This window comes from Enterococcus avium ATCC 14025, from assembly GCF_000406965.1.
Taxonomy (GTDB): Bacteria; Bacillota; Bacilli; order Lactobacillales; family Enterococcaceae; genus Enterococcus_A; species Enterococcus_A avium.
Genome location: NZ_KE136357.1, coordinates 273656 through 297007, shown reverse-complemented (window position 1 = coordinate 297007; position 23352 = coordinate 273656). Strand labels below are relative to the sequence as shown.

Annotated in this window: 27 protein-coding genes; 14 read left to right on the top strand and 13 right to left on the bottom strand. The window is 37.6% G+C overall.

Annotated features, from left to right (window positions below; genetic code table 11):
* Nucleotides 1-64 precede the first annotated feature (64 nt).
* Complete coding sequence (locus OMU_RS01395; protein WP_016178190.1) at nt 65-559, top strand: GyrI-like domain-containing protein; 495 nt, start codon at nt 65-67, stop codon at nt 557-559.
* A gap of 503 nt (nt 560-1062) precedes the next feature.
* Here OMU_RS01395 and OMU_RS01390 read toward each other — a convergent pair.
* The gene (locus OMU_RS01390) at nt 1063-1677 is read right to left on the bottom strand and encodes a histidine phosphatase family protein (RefSeq protein ID WP_227131908.1); all 615 of its coding nucleotides are present in this window, start codon (nt 1675-1677) and stop codon (nt 1063-1065) included.
* Between the two features lie 327 nt (nt 1678-2004).
* On the opposite strand from OMU_RS01390, the gene OMU_RS01385 reads away from it, so the two are divergent.
* Nucleotides 2005-2265 (top strand): DUF6442 family protein, encoded by a 261-nt coding sequence (locus OMU_RS01385; RefSeq protein WP_016178187.1) that lies wholly within the window; start codon nt 2005-2007, stop codon nt 2263-2265.
* A 99-nt stretch (nt 2266-2364) separates the two neighbouring features.
* Nucleotides 2365-3099, top strand: a complete 735-nt coding sequence (locus tag OMU_RS01380; RefSeq protein ID WP_016178186.1) for a YdcF family protein — start codon at nt 2365-2367, stop codon at nt 3097-3099.
* Nucleotides 3100-3259: 160 nt separating this feature from the next.
* Here the strand turns inward: OMU_RS01380 and OMU_RS01375 are convergent, their stop codons facing one another.
* The gene (locus tag OMU_RS01375) at nt 3260-3514 is read right to left on the bottom strand and encodes a hypothetical protein (RefSeq protein ID WP_016178185.1); all 255 of its coding nucleotides are present in this window, start codon (nt 3512-3514) and stop codon (nt 3260-3262) included.
* Nucleotides 3515-3849: 335 nt separating this feature from the next.
* Here OMU_RS01375 and aspD point away from each other — a divergent pair, with 335 nt between their 5' ends.
* The gene (gene aspD, locus OMU_RS01370; protein WP_016178184.1) at nt 3850-5445 is read left to right on the top strand and encodes an aspartate 4-decarboxylase; all 1596 of its coding nucleotides are present in this window, start codon (nt 3850-3852) and stop codon (nt 5443-5445) included.
* A 42-nt stretch (nt 5446-5487) separates the two neighbouring features.
* Here the strand turns inward: aspD and OMU_RS01365 are convergent, their stop codons facing one another.
* Complete coding sequence (locus OMU_RS01365; protein WP_016178183.1) at nt 5488-6021, bottom strand: phenolic acid decarboxylase; 534 nt, start codon at nt 6019-6021, stop codon at nt 5488-5490.
* 107 nt (nt 6022-6128) lie between these two features.
* Here OMU_RS01365 and OMU_RS01360 point away from each other — a divergent pair, with 107 nt between their 5' ends.
* The 3 genes from OMU_RS01360 to OMU_RS01350 all read left to right on the top strand — a co-directional run bounded on the left by OMU_RS01360 (nt 6129) and on the right by OMU_RS01350 (nt 8131).
* The gene (locus OMU_RS01360) at nt 6129-6665 is read left to right on the top strand and encodes a PadR family transcriptional regulator (RefSeq protein WP_034876033.1); all 537 of its coding nucleotides are present in this window, start codon (nt 6129-6131) and stop codon (nt 6663-6665) included.
* A gap of 109 nt (nt 6666-6774) precedes the next feature.
* Nucleotides 6775-7593 carry a bifunctional hydroxymethylpyrimidine kinase/phosphomethylpyrimidine kinase gene (gene thiD, locus OMU_RS01355; protein ID WP_016178181.1) on the top strand — a complete coding sequence of 273 codons (819 nt, stop codon included), beginning with the start codon at nt 6775-6777 and terminating at the stop codon, nt 7591-7593.
* Nucleotides 7583-8131 (top strand): ECF transporter S component, encoded by a 549-nt coding sequence (locus OMU_RS01350; RefSeq protein WP_016178180.1) that lies wholly within the window; start codon nt 7583-7585, stop codon nt 8129-8131. Before thiD ends, OMU_RS01350 begins: the two co-directional genes overlap by 11 nt.
* A gap of 84 nt (nt 8132-8215) precedes the next feature.
* Here the strand turns inward: OMU_RS01350 and OMU_RS01345 are convergent, their stop codons facing one another.
* The gene (locus OMU_RS01345; protein ID WP_016178179.1) at nt 8216-8881 is read right to left on the bottom strand and encodes a helix-turn-helix domain-containing protein; all 666 of its coding nucleotides are present in this window, start codon (nt 8879-8881) and stop codon (nt 8216-8218) included.
* Between the two features lie 101 nt (nt 8882-8982).
* On the bottom strand, nt 8983-9387 hold the full coding sequence (locus tag OMU_RS01340; RefSeq protein WP_016178178.1) for a nuclear transport factor 2 family protein: 405 nt from the start codon (nt 9385-9387) through the stop codon (nt 8983-8985).
* 130 nt (nt 9388-9517) lie between these two features.
* On the opposite strand from OMU_RS01340, the gene OMU_RS23275 reads away from it, so the two are divergent.
* Together OMU_RS23275 and OMU_RS01335 are read left to right on the top strand one after the other, a co-directional pair.
* Nucleotides 9518-9664, top strand: a complete 147-nt coding sequence (locus OMU_RS23275) for a hypothetical protein (protein ID WP_016178177.1) — start codon at nt 9518-9520, stop codon at nt 9662-9664.
* Nucleotides 9665-10168: 504 nt separating this feature from the next.
* Nucleotides 10169-11698, top strand: a complete 1530-nt coding sequence (locus OMU_RS01335) for an ABC-F family ATP-binding cassette domain-containing protein (protein WP_016178174.1) — start codon at nt 10169-10171, stop codon at nt 11696-11698.
* 105 nt (nt 11699-11803) lie between these two features.
* Here the strand turns inward: OMU_RS01335 and OMU_RS01330 are convergent, their stop codons facing one another.
* Nucleotides 11804-12244, bottom strand: coding sequence for a hypothetical protein (locus tag OMU_RS01330; RefSeq protein WP_016178173.1), 441 nt, complete (start codon nt 12242-12244; stop codon nt 11804-11806).
* Nucleotides 12245-12407: 163 nt separating this feature from the next.
* Between OMU_RS01330 and OMU_RS01325 the strand changes: the two genes are divergently transcribed.
* A complete protein-coding gene (locus OMU_RS01325) occupies nt 12408-13979 on the top strand; it encodes an Nramp family divalent metal transporter (RefSeq protein WP_016178172.1) in 1572 nt (523 codons plus the stop codon).
* 35 nt (nt 13980-14014) lie between these two features.
* On the opposite strand, the gene OMU_RS01320 is transcribed toward OMU_RS01325, so the two are convergent.
* The 5 genes from OMU_RS01320 to OMU_RS01300 form a co-directional block, all read right to left on the bottom strand.
* On the bottom strand, nt 14015-14731 hold the full coding sequence (locus OMU_RS01320) for a DUF5131 family protein (RefSeq protein WP_016178171.1): 717 nt from the start codon (nt 14729-14731) through the stop codon (nt 14015-14017).
* 115 nt (nt 14732-14846) lie between these two features.
* A complete protein-coding gene (locus OMU_RS01315; RefSeq protein ID WP_016178170.1) occupies nt 14847-15539 on the bottom strand; it encodes a tryptophan synthase subunit alpha in 693 nt (230 codons plus the stop codon).
* Complete coding sequence (ulaA, locus tag OMU_RS01310) at nt 15539-16819, bottom strand: PTS ascorbate transporter subunit IIC (protein WP_016178169.1); 1281 nt, start codon at nt 16817-16819, stop codon at nt 15539-15541. The genes OMU_RS01315 and ulaA overlap by 1 nt, the downstream gene beginning before the upstream one ends.
* Before the next feature lie 11 nt (nt 16820-16830).
* The gene (locus OMU_RS01305; protein ID WP_016178168.1) at nt 16831-17103 is read right to left on the bottom strand and encodes a PTS sugar transporter subunit IIB; all 273 of its coding nucleotides are present in this window, start codon (nt 17101-17103) and stop codon (nt 16831-16833) included.
* Nucleotides 17097-19136: a BglG family transcription antiterminator gene (locus OMU_RS01300; protein WP_016178167.1), complete on the bottom strand. Its 2040-nt coding sequence runs from the start codon at nt 19134-19136 to the stop codon at nt 17097-17099. The genes OMU_RS01305 and OMU_RS01300 overlap by 7 nt, the downstream gene beginning before the upstream one ends.
* A 205-nt stretch (nt 19137-19341) precedes the next feature.
* Between OMU_RS01300 and OMU_RS01295 the strand changes: the two genes are divergently transcribed.
* The 3 genes from OMU_RS01295 (at nt 19342) to OMU_RS01285 (ending at nt 21685) form a co-directional block, all read left to right on the top strand.
* Nucleotides 19342-19611, top strand: a complete 270-nt coding sequence (locus OMU_RS01295) for a hypothetical protein (RefSeq protein ID WP_016178166.1) — start codon at nt 19342-19344, stop codon at nt 19609-19611.
* Nucleotides 19612-19657: 46 nt separating this feature from the next.
* Complete coding sequence (locus OMU_RS01290) at nt 19658-20581, top strand: DNA/RNA non-specific endonuclease (RefSeq protein WP_016178165.1); 924 nt, start codon at nt 19658-19660, stop codon at nt 20579-20581.
* Nucleotides 20582-20674: 93 nt separating this feature from the next.
* Complete coding sequence (locus tag OMU_RS01285) at nt 20675-21685, top strand: LPXTG cell wall anchor domain-containing protein (RefSeq protein WP_016178164.1); 1011 nt, start codon at nt 20675-20677, stop codon at nt 21683-21685.
* Between the two features lie 50 nt (nt 21686-21735).
* On the opposite strand, the gene fsa is transcribed toward OMU_RS01285, so the two are convergent.
* Entirely contained in the window at nt 21736-22389 is a 654-nt protein-coding gene (fsa, locus tag OMU_RS01280) for a fructose-6-phosphate aldolase (RefSeq protein ID WP_016178163.1), read from the bottom strand.
* Between the two features lie 217 nt (nt 22390-22606).
* On the opposite strand from fsa, the gene OMU_RS01275 reads away from it, so the two are divergent.
* Nucleotides 22607-22978 (top strand): YxeA family protein, encoded by a 372-nt coding sequence (locus OMU_RS01275; RefSeq protein ID WP_016178162.1) that lies wholly within the window; start codon nt 22607-22609, stop codon nt 22976-22978.
* A 33-nt stretch (nt 22979-23011) separates the two neighbouring features.
* On the opposite strand, the gene OMU_RS01270 is transcribed toward OMU_RS01275, so the two are convergent.
* The gene (locus OMU_RS01270) at nt 23012-23320 is read right to left on the bottom strand and encodes a carboxymuconolactone decarboxylase family protein (RefSeq protein ID WP_016178161.1); all 309 of its coding nucleotides are present in this window, start codon (nt 23318-23320) and stop codon (nt 23012-23014) included.
* Nucleotides 23321-23352: the final 32 nt, after the last annotated feature.

Sequence of the window (23352 nt, the reverse complement as noted above, 5' to 3'; positions counted from 1 at the left end):
CCATTTGTATTCGATTTCAATCCTTGTTACAATCATCGTAAGTGTTATGAAACGGGGGATAAAAATGCAAATTGAGAAGATTACCAAACCAGCAAAAACAATCGTTTCGATGTCTACACACATTTCGCATGAGCACTTGCCAAATTACATCGGAACTTCTTTTGTAGATTTATTAGAATACATCAAAAAAAATGGGGCCGAACTGGTAGGCACACCGTTTATCTCCTATTTGAATCTCGACAGTGATGGACAGCCGAAGGACGAACTGCTAGATGTAGAAATCGGCTTTCCAATAAATAAGGAAATTCCCTCTACTGAAAAATTTCAAAGCTACGAATTACCTAGCTATCAGGCCGTTCGTACATTGTATGTGGGAGACTACGACGATCTGACAGATTCCTATAAAGAATTGATCGAAGCGATTAAGCAGGAAAACGGCATCTTTACCTTCCGTAGTTATGAGTACTTTTTGACCGATGCTTCTGTTCCGTTGGAAGACCAGGAAACGATGATCGAGTTGACTTATCGTCTAAAACGAAAAGACCTATTAACTAATTAAACTCTATACATTAAAATTAAATGAGAATCCTTTCGAATAAAATTTCGAAGGGATTTTTGGTTTTCTTTCTGATATTTTTAATTCCTCGAGGTTTAACAGAACATTTTTTTACCCACAAAAGAATGACTCCTACTGAAATTAAAAAAACACTCTAGCATAGAACGCTAAAGAGTTTTTTAAAAGTTATTTTTAATGTTCATACTTCAATACGAGAGAGTCCAAACTATTTTTTTACTAAAATATACTTAACGTGATCACTTATAAGTAAAAACTAAGTGTTTTATCTCGAAAATCCCTGAAAAACCCCTGTTATTTTCTCATATTTTATGTCAATTAAAAAAGCCACAAATAACTGTTTTTATCATTTAGACTTTTAACGAACACATCTATCAACAATTAACAAATTCTACTCAGAAAATATTCCATATAAACAAAATATTGAAAAAATGTATATAGCAAGCTAGAAATGATTTTGCTAAGCTACTTATTCATTATTTGTTCATTTAAAATGATTGGCCCCACAACTCAAAAAGAACGTTGTTATTCGTATAATTTAGAATGGTCAAGCTGGAGTTATCTACGATTCCACTTTCGCGGATTTTTGCTAAAGGTACCCCTTTTAACGTATTTAGTAAAGCCATCAATAAAATCCCATGACTTACTACTAAAACATTTCCATCAGGCAACGCATTTTTTGCATCTTCGATTACCCTTGTACTTCGCGCAATCAAATCAATATAAGATTCTGCATGAAATTTTTTCGCATCGAACAAATCAGGTCGGGTGCGATAATTTTTCAAATCCTCAGGATAGGCAGCAGTAATTTTATCAATCTTTTTGCCATCCCAATCTCCCAAACGCATTTCTCGCAAATCCTCAATAATCTTCATCTCTGGTGGATTTTGATTTTCCTCAAGAATAAGCTTCGCTGTTGTCTGTGCACGTTTTTGCGGAGAGGACAACGCCACATCAAACTGAACAGTTTTTAAATGCTTCCCCATTCGCTTTGTCGCTTCTACTCCAGACGGAATCAAGGGCGAATCAACGGTTCCCCCGTTAAAAAGTCCTTCCGCATTGTTTTCAGTTTTCCCATGTCTTACAAAATAAAAAGTTGTCACGCGTTCACACCCCATTCATTAATAACTCTCCATTAATATATCTAGTTCTATTTCACCCATCAAGTATACACTACTATACAGTATTTGATACCAAAAAACTTATTCGTCGTCAATAAAATCAAAAAACAGCTCTTTTATCAAATAGTAAATTCTTAAACACGTGACATTGTAATCGGCTTCAATTATAATAAAAAGAACAATACTCATCATTTCGCCTCAGTTACACTTTATTTAGACCTAAAAAAGCTTATATAAACTATGATTTCAACTCGAAAATAACGAATAAATTAATTTGATAGATGAACCCCATAGATTGGAGGGAAACGGATGGAAAAAAATCGAAAACAAACGAGTACAGATTTAGCTCTAGCGACGGCAGGGATATTTAGCATGATACTTTTTAGTATTTTACTAATGGCCCGTATTATCGAAGATCGTGAAATAATGGACCTAGTCAGTCTTGTCACAGGAGCTGCAGCGTCATTTTGTTACGGAAAATTTCTTTGGATCAAGCAAAAATCATGGTTGACCTTATCCGTCATCCTGTTTGCTTTATGTATTTTCTTTTTCATCCGCTATCTATTTTAGCTATTCGCTGTTGGTAAAATTCACCAACAGTTTTTTTCTGTCTAATTTTTTGCTACTATTATATAAGCTATTATTCAACGAAATATTAAGGAGGACACCATGTCTGATTTTGCTACACTCGTAAATTTTCTCACAACAATCCAAGATAATCCGCGTTTTGAATCTGATACTCTCATTATCGCCGGCAATAGTTTGCCCCATTTGATTGTTTCCGCTGCGAAGTTTTGTGAAGAGGAACTTGCAATTCAACGTGTCGTTTTTGTAGGCGGGATCGGTCACGGTACCGCACCCTTGATTGAAAATTGCAAAAAAATGTATCCAGAATTTGTTCGTCCAGAATGGCGACATCTGTCTGAAGCAGAGATCACTCAAGAAATTTTCTTACATTATTGTTCACGTGATTTAGAGCTGCTATTAGAAAAGAAATCAACAAATACTGGTGAAAATGCTCGCTTTTCTCGTGACCTATTTAAACAGAATGCTCCGAAAAGCTTTTGGCTAGTACAAGACCCTATGGTACAAAAGCGCAGCCATGTTACCTTTTGTAAGGAATGGGAGCTACAATTGTCTGCGATTCAACCGCTTTTCTTTGAGCAACCAAAACTGATAGACTTTGATACTTACCCCCATTTCGAAAATCCGCTAATGGACACATGGTGGAAGCCAGATTATTTCTTATCTCTAGTCATTGGTGAGATTCGTCGATTAAATGATGATGAGCATGGTTACGGTCCGAATGGTACGAATTTTATTCCTCATGTCGAGGTACCCGAAAATGTTTTAGCAAGTTATCGAAGATGTCAAAAGTATTTAATTCACGTGGATAGAAAATAAGCTAGAACGAGTCTCTACTTTCATTAGGAAGCAGAGACTCGTTCTAGCTTGTTTAGCTGATTTAAAATTTCAAATATTTTTTTCGATTCGATCCATCCGATCTTTAAAAAATTTAAATCCAAAATAAAAAGAAGCCCTCACCTTGAGAACTTCTTTCAGTCTATTCAATTACTGTACTTACAAATCCTGCGACTTTATCAAACAAATCTCCGAAGAAACTTGAAACACTCTGCCATAATCCACCAAAATTGGGGTCAGCAATAAAATTCTGAACTTGCGTGATGACTTGGTCTTTATACATGTAAATGATAAATAGTAAAAACAATACGCCAGCGATACGCCACAAGATTGACCCCACCTTTACGACAAAGAAAACCAATAATGCGATGAACGCAATAGCTATTAATTGATCCATCTCTGATCCCTCCTTAATCTCTTTATATATACTTCATTATCCATCAATTTGCACGACAATTAACTTATAGGAATAGTATGCCTCTTTTTTTACCGTTTTACATGGGGCGAAAGACTGATATCTGATCGGGAAAACCGTGAAAATTATCCCAATATTTTCGTAAGCGTTAACTTATCTATTATACCAGCCTTAAAAGATAATTCGAAGAAAAAACATACTTTATTTCTTTGTGTTTTAACAGAAACTTTCTCATAAACTCTAAGCGTATTTACGCTGTTTTAAAAACAATTCTCGTTACTATAGAATCAAAATACAGTGTAGAAGGAGTCGTATTTGTGTCAACAATTACTGAACAAGCCTTAGAAGAATTAAGTCCCTTTGAATTAAGTCTCTTTTTGGAACAAAAGATTCATGAAAATAAAAATGTTACCAACCTACTGAATGCTGGACGCGGAAATCCTAACTGGACCGCTCCTACTCCGCGGGAAGCCTTCTTTTTACTTGGTCAATTTGCCACACAGGAAACACTTTATGGTACTGGTGAATTAACCGCGGGAATGATCCAATCAGATACTGGACGTGGACAACGGTTTACTAATTTCTTAGAATCTCATCCGGGAAAAGGAGCCAACTTCTTAAAAAAAATCTGGTTTTCTGACAACAATTATTTAGGAATGCCAAAAGAAGCTTGGTTAACGGATATGTTGGATCATATCATCGGAGATAACTACCCAAATCCAGTACGCTGTTTAAGTGCCTGCGAAGGTCCGATCAAAGCTTACCTAAATCAAGAGCTATTTTCTGACAGCACCATTCCCTTTGATATTTTCGCTGTGGAAGGTGGAACTGCGGGGATCTGTTATATTTTTGATACTTTGTTTAATAATTTTTTATTGAATCATGGTGATAAGATCGCATTGATGTTACCAACTTTCGCACCTTATTTAGAAATTCCCGAATTGCCAAAATATGCGTTTGAGATTGTTAAAGTTCAAGCCAAACAAACGATGATTGATGGCAAAATGACGTATCAATATCCAGATGAAGAAATCAATAAACTGCGTGATTCCGATATCAAAGCAGTCTTTGTAGTAAATCCAAGCAACCCGACAGCAAATGCCCTAGCTCAACCGACTATTGATTTGCTGAAAGAAATTGTTGCAACCGATAATCCTGAATTAATGATTTTAACTGATGATGTGTATGGCACATTCGTCCCTGTCTTCACTTCCCTGTTTTCGGAGATTCCATACAATACAGCCTGCATTTATTCTTATTCGAAATATTTTGGCGCAACAGGCTGGCGTGTAGGAACAATCGCCGTTGCTAAACATAATTTATTTGACGAACTGATTGCTAACTTGCCACAAGAAAAGCTTGAAAAATTAAATGAACGTTACGCTTCACTGACCGCTGATCCGACAACAATCACCTTTATTGATCGAATTGTAGCTGACAGCCGTGACGTTGCTTTAAATCATGCTGCTGGTTTGTCCGCTCCACAACAAGTGATGATGGTGATGTTCAGTTTGTACAGCTTATTAGATGAAGGAAAAGCTTATAAAGCCGAAGTAATGGATATTTGCCGCCAACGGGAAAAGCTGCTCTTCAATACTTTAGGTCTGCAGGAACCACTTGAAGATCTAGACACTGCTTATTACTGCGAGATCAATTACGAAGATTGGACCCGTAAGCGGTACGGTAATGCCTTTGCTGATTATCTAAAAAATAAGTGGACAGTCACAAAAGTTCTAACTTCTCTAGCTGAAAAAGAACAATTGATGTTACTGAAGGCTAACGCCTTTGGCAGCGGCGAGTGGGCGGTACGCGTTTCCTTAGCTAACCTAGCCACGAATCAATACCCCGAAGTTGGAAAACGAATCATCCGCTTGACCGATGAAATTCGCGACCAATGGATGAAAACAAAATAGCAAAAAAGTTCAACACTCTTTTAGAATGTTGAACTTTTTTTGCTATTTATTGATTCGGTGATAGTTTTCATCAAAATATTTGCCATTTCGGATATCATCTGGCATTCCTTCATAAGGCGTTTCACTGATCACATCTTCGTTGTCTTCCCCTGCCTCACCAATATAAGTAATGTTCGCAAATTCTGGAACAACTAGCTTAGGATAGGTTTCATATTTCTCTCTAGCTTCCAGCATTTCATCGATGTGTTCATTTTGGAATGTAACAGTGATTTCTGGATGTTCCTCTACCCATTTTGGGAAGAAAATGGTACCATGAAGTTTCTTTTCGTTTGGCACAAAATCAAGCGCTACGTCAGTTCCAGTTGGTTCTGTCCAAGTAATTTTATAAACACCTTCAGTTAAAAGATCCATTTGCACCTCTTGATCTTTCACCCAGCGTCCTGCGACCATTCCTCCATGAATCCGATAATCCACAGTGTGGTCATTTTTAGCGTACCATTCGTATTCCCAACCATTATCATACGTATAAATAAAGTGTGTGCCGACAAAATCTTCCAATGTTTTAAATTGTTTCAAATTAATCCCTCCAAACAGTCAATTGACAACATGTAATTATTTACATGTTTTAGATTACGTGATTATGATAAAATGATTTTATTCAATTGTCAAGGGAGATGTTTAACATCGCACAAAAAAATACATTACAATACATTATTCTAGGAATGCTGCAAGACGATAAAAAAACTGGATACGATATAAAAACGGCGTTTACTACAGAAATTGGTGAATTTTGGCAAGCGAAGCACAGTCAAATTTATCCTGAGTTATCTAAGCTTACAAAAAAAGGCTGGATTGATTTTCAAACTGAGATTGTGGGAACAAAACTTGAAAAGAAAGTTTACTCCTTGACAAAAACAGGAAGAATGGCCTTACTCGAATGGATTAATGAACCCTTAACAGAATTACCAACCAATAAAGACGAGTTTGTTTTGAAATTATATTTTATAAAAAGTATTGATGATGAGCGCCTACCGGAAATGATTCAACAGCAAATCGACTTGCATCAAAAAAAATTGGAGCATCTAGAAGACAGAAAAATAGCCGTTTTTCCTGATAAAAAGATTAAAGAAAACTATGGCCATTACCTTATCCTGATGCATGCGATTCATCGCGAGGAGGAATATTTAAGCTGGCTGGAAAGCTTGACAAAAAGAGCCTGAGTATTCAATCTCCAAATAAAAATTGGATGAGGGAAAACAAATCCAATTGGCTGTTTTCATAGGTAAGACAAAAAGATATGCTAATAAAAAACAAATGGAGCATTACTATATGAAAAAAGTTGCAACAATCGCCGGTTCAGATGCGACTGGCGGCGGTGGATTAGAAGCTGATTTGAAAACCTTTCAAGAATTCGGAACGTTTGGGTTTACCGCAATTACTTCGATCGTTAATTTAGATCCGAATAATGGCTCTCACCATTTACGGATACTTCCTTTGGAAATACTGCAGGAACAACTTGTGTCAATCTTCGCAGGAACAATCGATGCCTTAAAAACAGGATTGTTACCTTCTCAAGAAATGATCGAATTGGTTAGTACACTAATTCCTAAAGGGATTCCGCTGATCGTTGACCCAGTGATTGGTGGCAAAGGAACCCAAGATTTCATCAAAAGCAATCAAGTTCGAGACTTGCGAGAAAAATTAATTCCTCGCGCGATGATCGTAACACCGAATCTACGAGAAGCGGGTATTTTATCTGAACTAGGAGAACTGACTTCTAAAAAGCAAATGCAGGAAGCTGCTAAAAAGATCGCTCTGCTAGGTGTGAAACATGTAGTCATCAAAGGCGGCGCACGGTTAGATACGAAAGAGACACTCGACCTTCATTATGATGGAAAAAGCTTCCAAAGCTATCCGCATCCTGTAATTGATACTCCTTACAATCATGGGGCCGGATGCACCTTTGCAGCAGCCATTACTGCGGCAGTGGCAAAAAATTATCCGGTGGAACAAGCTATCAAATTAGCGATTGATTTTGTTCAGGCAGCCATTTCTATGGGAGAACAAATCAACCCGTATGTTGGTCATGTCTGGCACGGTGCCTACACCCACGGAGAAAAACGATTGGAGTATTCAGATGAAAAGTAATAAACGAATTCAAAACCTGGTATTAATTGCCTTATTTGCAGCACTTACCTTAATGGGAACAATGATCAAGATCCCTTTGCCAACCGGTGCCTTTCTACATTTTGGAAATGCGGTGGTTCTTCTAGCAGTGCTGTTGATTGGTTATTGGCAAGGAGCCTTAGCTGGTGGAATTGGCTTCTTTATTTTTGACATCCTAAATGGCTTTGCTGCTGAAGCCCCCTACTTTTTAGTCGAAAGCTTTATTGTGGGTGCCGCTGCCTATCTCGCCTTCTCATTTTTCAAGCGCAAGCCAACTCGGATTCGTCAAATCATCATTATCGGAATCTGTGCTGGCATTGCCAAGTTTATTATGTCTGTAATCAAAGCAACCGTTATGTCAATGATCGCTGGTGCTCAATTGAAACCCGCTTTCTTCGCGGCTTTAGCTACAATGCCCGCAACGGTAATCAATATTTTTTCAACAATTTTGATCGTCAGCCTGGTCTATTTTCCACTAAGACATGCAATGCAGATAATTTTTCATAATCAACCCGCTTAAGTTGTGCTATAATAAACGTCCTTGGCAGGGGCGAAAGCTTATAAAAGAGAGACCAACAAATCAATTGATTTGTTGATCTCTCTTTTATTCTTTCATTGATGGTACTTCAAAATAGTCTTTACTCATAATATCACGATAAACCCCTGGAATGGATTTCCATGAAATGAATGAGATTCTTCTTACATAGGTGCCTTTGTGCTGCACCAACGCATAATTCTTGCCTTCTGGAGCCTGTCCACCTTGAAAATCCAGCAGCATCCCCTCTCCAAATGGATCATCTGCTACCCAAATATTCTTATATGGATCAGGATACTGTTCTTTCTTCCCATCCTCTTTGTATTTTTTTCCATCATTATAAGTAACCGAAGTTGGTAGTGTCGCGTAGCCGATCTTCATTTCCATAAATGGATTGAAACGATCCACCCATTGATTTTGGTTCTGGTATTGGGTAAGAAAGATGATTCCGGAGAAAACGATTAGTAAAGTCGCGATCAATCCATATTTATATACCTTTTTCAATTTGACATCTTTATCGATCCGTTTCACAACCTCTTCATCTCCTTTTAAAAGCTCATCCAGCGATGTGTTAAACAGTTCGCTTAATTCCACCAGAAGCGACAATTCCGGATAGGTTCTGCCTGTTTCCCAACTCGATATTGTTTTGTCAGAAACATTGAGCTTTGCTGCTAGTCCCTTTTGTGTCCATTCCATTCTTTTTCGGTGTTCTTTGATTTGCTTTCCGATCTCCACTTTACGTCCTCCTTTTAATTTCATCATAAATGAAAGAAATGATTTTTCTACCTAAACATTGTAGAATCCCTCTATATTAAGGTCTATATTTTGTAGAATCGCTATTTCAATGAATCTAGCTGCTTTTTTGAATTGCAGAAAACCTGCCAAATCGCTATCTGCCGACCTTGCCCGACAACTACTTTCCAAGCAGCTGGAATTTCCCAATGCTTGTCCATTTTTCCTAAATAAGATCCACTTACTTTGCCAATAATCATCGTAAAATCATCATTTCCAATCCATTCTTCAACTTCAACAAAATAATCAGGAAACCAATCAAAATACCCCTGCCAACCAGTCTTCATCGCTTCTTTATTTTCACAGTTGCCATACGTATCAATGAACTGGAAATCCTCTGACATCATTTGGATAATCTTTGGTAAATTTTGCTGATTAATAGCTTTAACAAATTGCTTGATGATTCTTTTTTTATTCCTCCCGGAAGTTTGTTTTCTTAGGTATAACAAGAGAAAATCTTCATACTCCAAATTTTAAATAATTAGAATACTTTATGAATGCAAAATTGTTTTATTATTTTGTTTTAATGTGTTATACTTTTATTTACAATGATGTTATTAAATGAAAGGAGGAAATAGAATGACTTTTTATGATCAAGAAAAACCTTATCGTGTGACTTTTGATTTAGAACAAAATGTTTTTGTTGTTTACTCAACAATCACTGGTCAACAAGGAACTGGAATCACCATTGAACAAGCGATCTACGACTTCAAAAAATCTGCCTAAGGAGCGTGTATCTCAATGAATGAAGCCTATAATTAAAAGCCTCTGCTTAGAATTAGAAAGCAGAGGCTTTTTTATATACTCAGCTTACATATTTGTTCGTTAAAGATAAGGTAAATCCATGTCTTCCTCTATGAATTTTACGTTATACTGAAGAAACGAAAAATATGGAGGTAGAAGTTTTATGAAAAAAGTGTTATTTCCATTCTTCGCAATAAGTTATTTGCTAGCCCATATCACCTTACATCTGTCTCTTTATCCAATCGACTGGTTGTCCGGTTTATTTAACTAAGCGGAGGTAAAATATGCTTGAAATAATCATACAATTCTTTAAAAATCTAACAGATTTGTTCTGTCAGGTCATTGATGTGATTGCTGACATTGTTCTTTATTTGTTCTCTGCTCAACTATAATAAATTGAAGAGTCCTGAAAAAGGGCTCTTTTTTTCTTGACTATCCGCTTCTTTTGTTAGATGATGGGAATTTGAGTAAGAAAGTAGGAGAAACATGAGTATCTTAGATTTAACAGGAATCGCGCAACAATTTGGCGATAAAATCCTGTATGAAGATTTAGAATTACATTTGAACAAAGGGGAACACCTAGGCCTGATCGGACAAAATGGCGCTGGAAAAAGTACCCTAATAAAAATTATCACCGGCGAACAATTACCGGATGAAGGCACGATTGCTTGGCAGAAGAATATCCACGTGGGCTATTTGGATCAGTATGTCGAAGTCGATCCAACCTTATCTATCAAAGATTTTCTAAAAACTGCCTATGCCGCAGATTTTGTTAAAGAAGCGAAAATTGGCGAACTGTATATGGAATACAGTGAATCGATGGATGATAAATTGCTAGATAAGGCTGGAAAGCTACAGACAGAATTAGATCAAGGTGATTTTTATCAGATTGATACGTTAATTGCTGAAATGAGCAGTGGTTTGGGATTAGATGTTTTGGGTATGGATACGCCATTGGAGGATTTAAGCGGTGGCCAGCGTTCAAAATTAATTTTGGCAAAATTATTATTAGAAAAACCGGACGTGCTGATTTTGGATGAACCGACGAATCATTTGGATGATGAACACGTAGCCTGGTTGAGTCAATTTTTGCAGGATTTTTCCGGCACTTTCGTAGTCATTTCTCATGATCGCGATTTCTTGAACCAAATTACCACCCACATCGCTGATATCGAGTTTGGGAAATTGACCAAGTATACTGGTAATTTGACAAAGGCCTTGAAACAAAAGGAACAATTCCAGGAAACATATATGAAGCAATATGCTGCTCAAAAACGTCAGATTGAGAAAACAGAAGCCTACATTCGTAAATACAAAGCAGGCTCACGTTCGACTATGGCGAAAAGCCGTCAAAAGCAGCTAGACAAAGTAGAACGCTTAACGCCGCCTTCTTCTAATGCGGTCGCTCACTTTGAGTTCCCATATGCACCGATCGTTACAACGTTAGCAATGGAGACAACAGATTTGGAAATTGGTTATCAACGACCACTGCTTCCGCCAATCAATATCACATTACGATATGGCGAAAAAGTCGCTATTCGTGGGTTCAACGGCATCGGTAAATCAACCTTACTGAAGACCTTGATCGAGGCGATTCCTAAAATTGCAGGTGAATTTCACTTTCCTGCAAATACGAAAATTAATTATTTCGAGCAAGATCTGCAATGGGAAAATCCCTATCAGACTCCCCTACAGTATTTGAGTGAACATTTTCCGAAAGAAACTGTTAAGGAGCTGCGGAAACATCTCGCTAAAGCAGGGTTGCCGAATCAATTAGCTCAAGAACCACTTAGTACCTTAAGTGGTGGTGAGCAAACCAAAGTTAAGCTTTGTCAAATGACAATGCAAAAGGGAAATTTGCTGATTCTCGATGAACCAACAAATCACATCGATCAGGCAACAAAAGACAGCTTACGTGAAAGTTTAGCTAATTTCGCTGGAACTGTCATCGTCGTTTCTCACGAAGAGAGCTTTTATCAAGACTGGACTGATCGAGTAATTGAGATTAGTCAATAAACGAAAAACACTAAAAAAGCCAACTGGTTAGCTGCTTTGCATCAAGAAAGCAAGTGCCCATTTGGCTTTTCTTTTATAAAATATTTTTAGCTTTACTTGATGGCTCTACTTCCATTGAAGTGTATCTCTTTCTTTATCCGTCAAACCAAAACTTTTGTAATGTTCTAAGACACGTTCGCGCAAATTAGGACTCCGAGATCCCCTTCTTATTAAAATATCTACCCCAGCTGGTGTGACGAAGGTTTTTTCAAAACGAATCACTAATACATCCCCTTTGATTGTCACTACCTGCCAACGACTACTCAAAATTTTCATTATTCCTATTCCTCGCCAGATAAACTGTCCACCGACTAAACGGTCCATTCCTCTGATTTGCTTGGTTTTGCCGTTTGCTTCATATTCTACCAAATCGAGTAATTCCACAGCATTTTTCTCTGTTCTCTTATAGGTAATTCGGGGATTTTTTCTTTTATCTGTCAACCACATTGGAAAATTCGTTCCTTTGATTTCCCACGTACCATCTAATTGTGTGTACCAATCGACCATACGCTCACCTCATTTTCTTCTATTTAGTGTAAAACAAATTCGAATTATGCCAAAGAAATATGCTTTTTGAAAATTTTAGGCATACCGAATCTTTTTCTTTTCATTTCCTGATTTTAGGTGTATGATTGCATCGTAGAAAAGTTTACAGAAAGGTGGGAGCTTCTTGAGTACGAATAAACATCCCATTTTAGAACATACGAATGGACTTTCTTTAGAGGAAGTCAACGGTACGATTAAAGTACCAAAAGGAAAAAGCTTCTGGCGAACACTCCTCGCCTATTCAGGTCCGGGAGCATTAGTCGCTGTCGGATATATGGACCCAGGAAACTGGTCGACCTCCATCACTGGCGGACAAAATTTCCAATATTTATTAATGTCCATCATCTTAATTTCCAGCTTAGTAGCTATGCTTTTACAATATATGGCAGCAAAGCTGGGAATTGTTACTCGAATGGATTTGGCACAAGCTATTCGTGCTAGGACAAGTAAATCCTTGGGGATCGTCCTTTGGATCTTGACTGAATTAGCCATCATGGCAACCGATATTGCGGAAGTCATCGGTGCAGCCATCGCTTTGTATCTATTGTTTAATATTCCCTTGGTTATCGCTGTTTTCATTACTGTATTCGATGTCTTTCTACTATTATTATTAACCAAAGTCGGATTCCGTAAAATCGAAGCCATTGTTGTTTGTTTAATTTTTGTGATTCTCTTCGTCTTTATTTACCAAGTTGCTTTGTCCGATCCTAATTGGGGTGACGTTTTAAAAGGATTTGTTCCAACTAGCGAAACGTTCGCAAATAGTCCTGCCATTGGTGGTCAAACACCGCTGACTGGTGCGCTTGGAATCATTGGTGCAACGGTAATGCCGCATAATCTTTACCTTCATTCTGCGGTTTCTCAAACTCGCGAAGTTGATCATGATGATGAAGAGGATGTCGCAAATGCCGTCCGCTTTACAACTTGGGATTCAAATATTCAATTGTCATTAGCCTTTCTTGTTAATGCACTACTTTTGATTATGGGTGTTGCCGTCTTTAAAACAGGCACTGTCAAAGACCCATCCTTCTTTGGACTGTATGAAGCCTTATCAAATCCAGCTACGATGAGCAACGGAATCCTGATGAATGTCGCAAAAACTGGTGCTCTATCAACCTTATTCGCTGTAGCGCTTCTAGCTTCTGGTCAAAACTCTACAATTACTGGTACTTTGACTGGGCAAGTAATTATGGAGGGCTTTGTTCACATGCGGATGCCGATCTGGTTGCGTCGTCTAGTCACTCGGTTGATTTCGGTTGTTCCAGTATTGATTTGCGTCCTGCTAACGCGCGGCGATACAGTCGTTGAAGAACATGAAGCATTAAATAATTTGATGAATAATTCGCAAGTTTTCTTGGCCTTTGCCTTACCATTTTCTATGCTTCCCTTATTAATGATGACAAATAGCAGCGCAGAAATGGGGGAACGATTCAAAAATAAACGAATCATTCAACTGTTGGGTTGGATCTCAGTTATTGGTCTGACTTATTTGAACTTAATTGGTTTGCCTAGTCAAATCGAAGGCTTCTTTGGAGACAGTCCTTCTGCATGGGAAATCACAACAGCCGATAGTATCGCTTATGTTTTGATTGTTGCTGTTCTTGCTTTGTTAGTCTGGACAATCGTTGAACTGCATCAAGGGAATAAGCGTGTGGCACTTGCTGCGAAAGAACTAAATGAAGATTTATCCGAATAAATAAAGAAGCAGAAATCCGAGTGATTTCTGCTTCTTTATTTACTTGGATACCAATTGATCCCCGCTTTTTTTGCTTGTGAAAATAATTGGCGGTAACTCAATTGATACTCCTGCTGATCCTTAATAAAATGCGTCCCACATTGACGAAATTCAAATGCAACTCCTTGCGAGATTGCTTCTTCCCGCAGCTTCAAGATCCATTCATAATTTAACGGGCGCGCATTTTTATGGTATTCCCCACCCGCAACAACTGACTCGATGTCCGTCAGATACTCAGCAATGGAAATTTCTTCAATTAGTGGCTGACAAGCAATTTTTTTATGCTTGATTGGTAACGCTTGTAATAACGATAATCGTTGATCCGCTCGGACCTGATTTTCAACTGAAACACCAATCGTAACATTATCGTACCCGTCGCCCCAATCCTCGGGCACACAATCCATTAAACGCTCGATCCGCTTAGTTAAGAACATAAAATGCAAATCACTGCGCTCTTTGATCATTTGCCAGCACTCAGCGCGCCAAGAATCTGCCTCTTCAATTAAAAAATCACTAGAAAAACAAACAAAGACGAGCTGTCCGCCCTTCATTTTATAACCATTCTTTGTTTTTTTAATAGGCGCGTCAAATTGAGCTGTCTTTTCAATCTTGCTTGTATCTACTGCTCGCTTTTTATCCCCCTCATGAATAAAGCAATATTTACAACCCTCGCTGACACGACGACAGCCACGCCACGGATTCCACATCCCCATTTATTCACCTGCTTTTTTCTTTTATCTTATCAAATTTGCTGAGGGTAATGCGAGCTATTTCGTTATAAAAATAAAAACAGGATTCGCTTCACGAATGAATGAAGCGAATCCTGTTTTAGTAAACCGAACGGATTTTTGATAAATACTCTTTGATGCTAGAAATTCCTCCCTCATTAAATCTTTTGATAAATTCAGAACCAATAATAGCTCCATCCGCACCATTTGCTAAAATGCTGGCAATATCAGTTGAATTTTTAACTCCAAAACCAACAAAAACTGGCAGCTGCGTATTAGCTTTCAAATAAGGAACAATATCTACATAATCTTTAGGAAGTTGTATAAACTCACCTGTTTTTCCTTCCCCAGAAACCAAATAAACAAACTGAGAACTTTTGGCTAATTGATTGTTTATCGCTTCCTTATCCATATTTTTCGTAAATGTATGAACAAGACCAGAGAAGTTATCTTCAGGCAATTTTTTATCAACACACAAAATGGCATCATAACGCGTTTTGGAAAGCTGTCCTAATTTAAATTCTTCAACACCCTCATTATAAGTCATCAGGATCACTTTAAAGGTGTACCGTTCGCGTATCTCTTGCAGGACAGAATCAATTTCCTTGATACTCAGTGTTGAAAAAACTTTTTCTTGTGATTCTCTAACTATTGAACCATCAATATATGGATCAGAAACTGGAATACCAATTTCAACGTACCCTATTTGAAATTCTTCGACAATATCTAAGATCTCAAAAAATTTTTCTCTTGTTGGATAGTTGATAGTCAAATACAGAACTAGATTTTTCATTAAGCACCTCCAAGTAATTGTAAAATCCAACCTAAAATGGGACCGTATACGGTATAATCTGTTTCACTTAGGATTCGCATAATAGGAGCATAGCTTCCAACCATTGGAAGCAATAATGCTTGACCAAAAATCAATAGAAAACCATTTGTCAATGATCCCAATATTGCTCCTCTACGCCCACCATGTGCATTACCGAAAATAGCAGTAGCAGCTCCAGTGAAGAAAGTCGGAATTAATGCTGGAAAAACAACAACTGGATAATTTAACGCACCAAGAATCAGCATACCTGCTAAACCAGCGACTAAACTACATAGGAAACCGACGATCACTGAAGTAGGATAATTTGGAAATAGTAACGGGATATCCAAACCAGGTTTCGAATTAGGAATAATTTTATTTGCAATCCCATGAAATGCTGGTATGATCTCTGACAGCATCATGCGCACGCCGGTGATAATTACTGTGATCCACATTCCGAACTCAACACCTCGTAATAGTGAAAAGACGATAATATCCTGACCACCAGTAATATTCTCCATTGTCCAACTAGGTGTCGCAAAAAGACTCACTAGTAAAAATAGAACAGTCATCACCAAAGTCAATGCGATCGTCATTTCTCTAAGAAAATTCAATTTCTTAGGAATCTCCATATTCTCAAGATCATGTTCTTTATTTCCAAATACTTTTGCTAACAGTGTCGCTACCAATAATCCCGAAGAACTGGAGTGTGCTAAAGTAAATCCTTCGCCTCCTTTAACTCCTTTTATGCATACTGCTACATAAGCACAACTAAGCGTCATATATAGCCCTAACATAATGGAACCCACCGTAACAATCCCTGTAAAGGGCAATGTTGTATTGAACTTTAGTAATGCAGCGATCAATCCTGCGAAGAAAAATGAAACATGCGCCGATAAATGAACATATTTAAAGCGGGTAAAACGTGCTAACAACAAATTAATTAAAAAACCAAAAGCAAAAATCAACGCCATTTCTGTTCCAATATCTGCAAAGCTTTCAGCCTGAGCAGCTCCAATATCTGAAGAAAATGCCTTCATATCAAATATTTTAGAGATCATTTGTTGAAGCGGCAATAAAGCTCCACCTAATGTTTGACCACCAACATTGATCATAGTAAAACCAATCATTGTTTTAAGTGTACTAGGCAAAATTTGATCCCAGCTTTTCTTTTGAGCAACCATCCCAACAACGACTACCATTCCAATAATAAATACTGCCTGGCTCAGTACATTATTTACAATATATAAAAAGATTGCCATGTTTTTGCCTCCTATTCATTGATTGTCTTTAATAGTTGTTCTTTCAAATATTCTTTATCCATCATATTGTCAATCCGAATAATCTTAGCTGATGAATCACGCAGTGTATCGGCAAAATCTGATGTTGTGATTAAAATGTCAAAACTATTTGGATCAACAGAACCAATATCCGCCGCATCAACAGTTGCTTCAATGTGCTCATCATCCAAAATTTGTTGTGTGAATAATCGCATCATCATGCTGCTACCAACCCCTGCACCGCAAACCGTTACAATTTTTAACATGATTCATTTCCTCCTTTTACCATTGCTAATATTTCCGAAGCATTTGTGGCCTTCAAAAAATTTTCTACATTTTGTTCATGAGAAAGTATTTCTACTAATTCGGCTAATGCCTTTAAATGGGTTTGATGATCCACCGCACATAACCCGATAACAATATTTACCGGATCATTCTTAGGATGACCGAATACAACGGGTTCTTCTAAAGTAACAATGCTGAAACCAATAGCCAAAGCACCTTCTTCAGGGCGTGCATGTGGCATAGCGATTCCAGGTGCAATCACAATATAAGTTCCATTAATCTCAACATTCCTAATCATCCCCTCAATATAATTCGCTGAAGCTAGACCTTTATTTACTAATAGTTCCCCACTACGTTTAACGGCTTCATCACGATTTTCAGCATGATAGTGAAGATCAATTAAATCTTCTGATAATATTTCCTTAAGCATAGGCTGATACTCCCTTTTTAAATTTTCACTCGATCTAATATTCAAATACTCTTTAAATTCTTCTGTTAAGTTGTGAATTTGCTGCGTAGATAACTTCACATACTTATTTACCATTCGCAACAAGTCATCTACATTAATTTCATGGAAAACTGGTTTAATGAATTCACTAATAATTTGAATGTCTTCTTCTGATAAATATGGATTTACTTGAACAAACGGTACTCGCTTTAAATCTAAGGGTATTGTAGTGATTACTAAATCTACTTTATGCTCTGCTATCCAACGAACACCTTCTCTAGCTCCAAAGGTTCCGATAACATCTACACTAAAAATACTTTTTATTTTACTTTTTAAAATTTCAGAAGTGCTAATTCCTGCATTGCATATAATAACAACTTTTGCTTTATGGGGAACATAAAACTTACTTCGTTCCACTGAAGCTGCAAAGAAAAGTGTGAAAAAACTTGTTTCATGATCAGTAAATTCAATCTCAAGCATTCTTTCAATCACCGAAATTTGTTTCTGAACAATCAAATGCAACTCACGATAATGCTCTAAAACATGCTCATACATAGGGTTTTCCAACGTCTCATTCGCTAAAGCTCGTTTATATGCTGGTCGTAAATGATTGATTAATCCTTCATATAGCTTTTTGTCCCCTTTAAAATCCAATTCTGGAAGTTGCATATTCACCGCTGAAATAAATCTTTCAATAACTAAGTTAAAAGTTACCCATTTATCTGAAAGTAATTCTTGGTATTTAGTAATAGACGCCTCAGATATTTTATTTGCCAAGTATAATTGTTCCGCCAAGTTAATTGACTGTCTGAATAATTCAGTCAATTCTCTACACCGCTCATGTAGAGCTTTTTCCTCTTTGCTCAAAATATCCTCTTTATTTGAAGCAGCAAGTGTCTTTCCTAATGCGCTCCTTTTTTTAGTGATCCAAAAGTGCAATATTACCTTTTGGAAGGATTCATCACTCAATTGAATCCCCAACTGCCCACAGATTTTTTCAATGAATGACTCGATTTCTGCTAATAACGGCTGTTCCATTTCATAATGCTCCGTCTCAAATAATAATGGGTCCTGTTCAAGTGTAGCGGCTAATAAATTACGAATATCTATTTCATCTCCGATCACTTGATAACCGCGAAATGGTAAAGATTCTAGCGTAATTTTATTTTTCTGTAGAATTTTGCGCACTTCTTGCAGATCACTCAATAAAGTATTTTTTGAAACTAGTGTTTTTCGTAATAGCTCTTCTGAACTGAAATAATCAGGTAACAATAAAATTGTCTCTAATAGACGAACTCTTCTGATGCTTTTATCACCACTAATAAAATCACTATTTTTGAGCAATAATTTTTCAATCTCTACAGGATTATCAACGCTATAATAGACACGCCCCTTTTCAATGGCGATTATCTCTTCAGAGGCCGCCATGAGTGTTTCATTCAGTTTTTTTATATCGTTGTAGATTGTTCGGGTACTCACTTGAAATCTTTTGGCCAAATAGGGGATTTCAAAAGTTTTTCCTTGTTTTGCCAGCAAAGAATATAAATTTGATAATCGATTATCCATAAGTATTCCTCCTAAATTTAGTATAAGGTATCACAAGCATCATGAAAAAGAACAGTTCACTTCAGAATTTTTGAAGCAAACTGTTCTGGAGTGAACTAAAAAAGCTTTTGACTCTCTTCACTTTTAATCATTTCGTTATCAAAGCATTAATTGCTTAAAAATGCTAAAATCAGATTATCCAATTAAATAAAAAGGAAGTGATTTTTTGGAAGAATATCGTGGCTTATTAGAAAAGACGATTTTACTGCAAGAAAAGCCGATCATGATGTCCTTATTGATTATGAGCGATGGTGAAAACAAGACGGAAGTTTTAATCAAAGATCGTTATCTATCCAGTTACGTTTTTCGTTTACCGGAAAATAAATATATGATCCACATTGAAGGCCGCCGCAATAAACGGAATCAACTTGTTGCCAAACATTTTGAGATTATGAATCCGGATGAATACATTAAAATCATCGGTGCACCTGAATAAGCAAAGCTACATTACTTAATTTACAGAAAGAATAGGAGCAATTCCCTTGTCAAAGAAAACTAAACTAGTTGCTGCGATCGTGATTGCGGCAGCTAGTTTCGCTGTGTACAGCGCAAAAGAACAGCTTCAACAACCAACATCGAATCCCCCACAAACAACACAAAAGCAAACTCAAGTTGTTCCGCCTCAGCAGGATTTGGCTCAGCTTAATTATGAAGGCACTCAGACAATCGAGATCAATCAAAATAATCCAACCTTTTCTAAAGAGGAGCTCTCGATCGAAAATGGACCATGGGAAAGATATGGCGACTTAGATCATTTAAATCGTGCAACAGATGCTGAGGCATTACTAAACAAGAAACTGATGCCAACGGAGAAACGCGGTGAAATCTCCAGTGTAACACCCACCGGTTGGCATAACAAAAAAATCAATGGTCAATACCTATTCAATCGGTCACATTTAATCGGTTATCAACTGACTGGACAAAATGCCAACTGGAAAAATTTGATTACCGGAACGCGCCAATTGAACAGCCCGGAAATGCTGCGTTTCGAGATGGATATCAAATACTATTTAGAAAAAAGCAACAAGAATTATATCCGCTATTCCGTCATTCCCGTTTTTCGCGGTGATGAACTTTTAGCCCGCGGCGTTCACATGATGGCTCAATCAATCGGTAGCGATGAGGTGCGCTTCAATGTTTATATTTTTAATGTACAAAATGGTGTATCTCTAAATTACGCAGACGGAACCAGTACCATAGAAGGAAAATCACAATCCTCAACATCAACAAGCGTCTCTACCGCTAAGGAATATGTCGATAAAAATGGAAAAGGCCTGATCAAAGGTTCGAAAAGTGGTGTCTATCACCTACCTGGCAGTAAATATTATGACAATACAACCAATCCACGAGCTTGGTTTAAAACCATCGAAGAAGCGAAAAAGGCAGGTTATCGCCCTGCAAAATAAATTTGCCAAAGTTCCGAACTTTTTCTTTACAGATATATTTCTTATGTTACAATAATATTACGAAATATAGACAAATTATTAGGAGTGATCACTTTGAAAAAACTTTTTTTTGCTTTATCGTTATTCATTCTCTTCCCCATTAGTGCAAATACCGAAACTGAAAGTACTACTGCAGCGGACAACACCCCAGCAGCTGCAACTGAGCAAACAACTCCCGCTGAAAATAGTGCAACGGTCGACTCTGAAAATGCTACAGAATCAACTTCGGCTAGTGCCACTGAAAACAGTGAGGTAAAAGATATTCAGCAAGCGAAAGATGATACGATTGACCAAATTGAAAAAGAAACGGGCGTAAAGAAAAGCAGTGATCCGATTGGCAGCGAGCACGATACTAATAAGATTCGTGAAATGTTAAAAGGTGAATCAATGAAAAGCATCATCTCATCTAGTGAAGTAGATGGTTACACCGATCAGCAGCTATTGAATGCCATGACACTTTGTGATCGAATTGGTACCGATACTTACGGGTTAGATGTTGGTGGCTATGCACGTATCCTGCAAGCTTTGTATAAGGATAAAAGCCTGTCTTGGGATAAAATCGAAAATATTATGAATTACAATCCGAGTAATTACACGAATGCTCTTGAAATGATCGATCAGATTGACAGTCTGCAAGCCTATTTAGCAGCATTGTATCCTAGCAATAGTTCTTTCATGCCGATTCGCCAAATGAGCAATCAGGAATTGACGAATGTCTTAAAATACATTTCACCAATCCAAGAAAAAATGATCGGTACTGAAGGCGACTTCTTCCCAGGTATCATCGCTTGGATCAGTCGATATGCAGAAAAAGATGATGTGCGTAATGGGGCAACCAGCTCTAGTACAACTGAAACACCAACGACAGAGAGTTCAACAACTACTTCAACAACGCAAAGTGCTGAAAACAACGCCCCAGCAAAAAACGATAACGACAAAAAAGACGATAAGGGCGGTTTCTTACCAAAAACTGGTGAAGAAAGAAGGACCTGGCTTACTGTAGCCGGTGTCATCATCTTGGTAATCATCGCGTTTATCATGATTCGCCGCAATCGTAAAAAATAATAAAAAATCAGTGAGCGAGAAATTCAACATTCTTCCGCTCACTGATTTTTTTAATTTTGTTTTTCCTGATACGCTTGCCAATCAGCTTCAAACTGTGCAATCCCATTCGTTGTTAATGGATGGCTCCATAACTTTGGAAACAGATTTCCAGGAATCGTCGCAATGTCTGAGCCTGCTAAGGCAGCCGCTTCAACGTGTCCAAGATTTCGAACGCTGGCTGCGATGATCTCCGTATCAAAATCATAATTATCAAAAATTTCTCTTAAATCACTCACTAGCTGAATGCCGTCAGAAGCAATATCATCTAACCGACCGATGAAAGGACTAACATAGGTAGCGCCTGCTTTGGCAGCTATCAATCCTTGAGCCGCTGAGAAGATCAGGGTAACGTTGGTTTTAATCCCTTCCTGCGAAATCGTGTGAACAGCCTTTAGTCCAGCTTCTGTCATTGGAATTTTTACAACAATGTTTTCTGCCCATTGATGGATTTCACATGCTTCGTTAATCATTCCTTCGCTATCCAACGAGGTAACTTCTGCGCTGACTGGTCCGCTGACAATTTTGCAAATTTCTTTGATGACCGTTTCGAAATCTTTCCCCTCTTTTGCAATGATCGTGGGATTCGTTGTGACACCGTCTACCAAGCCGAGCTGATTGATCCGTTCAATCTCTTCAATATTCGCTGTGTCTAGAAAAAACTTCATCTTATCCTCCTAATTAATTGTGTATTCCATCGCAACAGCACTTGAACTTTTACCGACATTTCTTCTTTACTTAAGTATACTCACTCAATCGAACTTCTTCAATCTTCGACTGTTGTGACAATTTTGTTAGTTCCAGATAGGTCCCTCGTCTGATTTTTGTATCTGAAAAACTTGATAAGCTAAATGTATCAAGTTTGAAAGGACGATCAATCAATTTATGATAAAAAAATTACTTGGAATTATTATAGGAATCTTCATTCTTTTATTTGGGGCGATGCTTTACTCAAAGAATTCTTCCAGCGAAGTTGCTGGTACCCTTGACCAGTTAAATCCTTTAGTTCCTAAAAGTGAGCTTTATGTGAAAACAACTAAACCTCACTCTGTCAATGATTATGGAACAGCCAGCTATGAACAACTCGCAGCGGACAAAAACGGAAAAACACGAACGATTCAATTTAATGGAATCTCCGAGTTAAAAATAAATCGCTACTTGAAATTGACCAATAAAGGCGCTCATGTTGAAACCTATGAAGAAGTGCGCCGTGATCAGGTTCCAGAAAAAGCATTAAAGGAAATTGATCCTCGATAAAAAACTGGGAAGGCATTTGCCATCCCAGTTTTTCTAATTTTTGTCAAATGCTTCCAGTGCTGCGGGCAAAGCATTGATCACTTCATTTCCTACTGCTGGTAAGCCAACCATAATTGCACTGATTATTTCTTCTCGTGATGCTCCTGCTTTTTTGGCAAGCATGACATGAAACGGCAATCCACTAGTTTTCCCTGTCGCTGCTAAAACTGCGAGATACGATAAATGCTGTGTTTTATCATCTAATACACTGATTTCGCCCCATGAATGGATCATTTCATTAAAAGCTTTTTGATATTCTGTTGCTTCTTTGGCAAATGTTTCAAAAGAATTACTTATTGTCATCTAGGCACACTCCTTTTTTATAAGTGTATCAA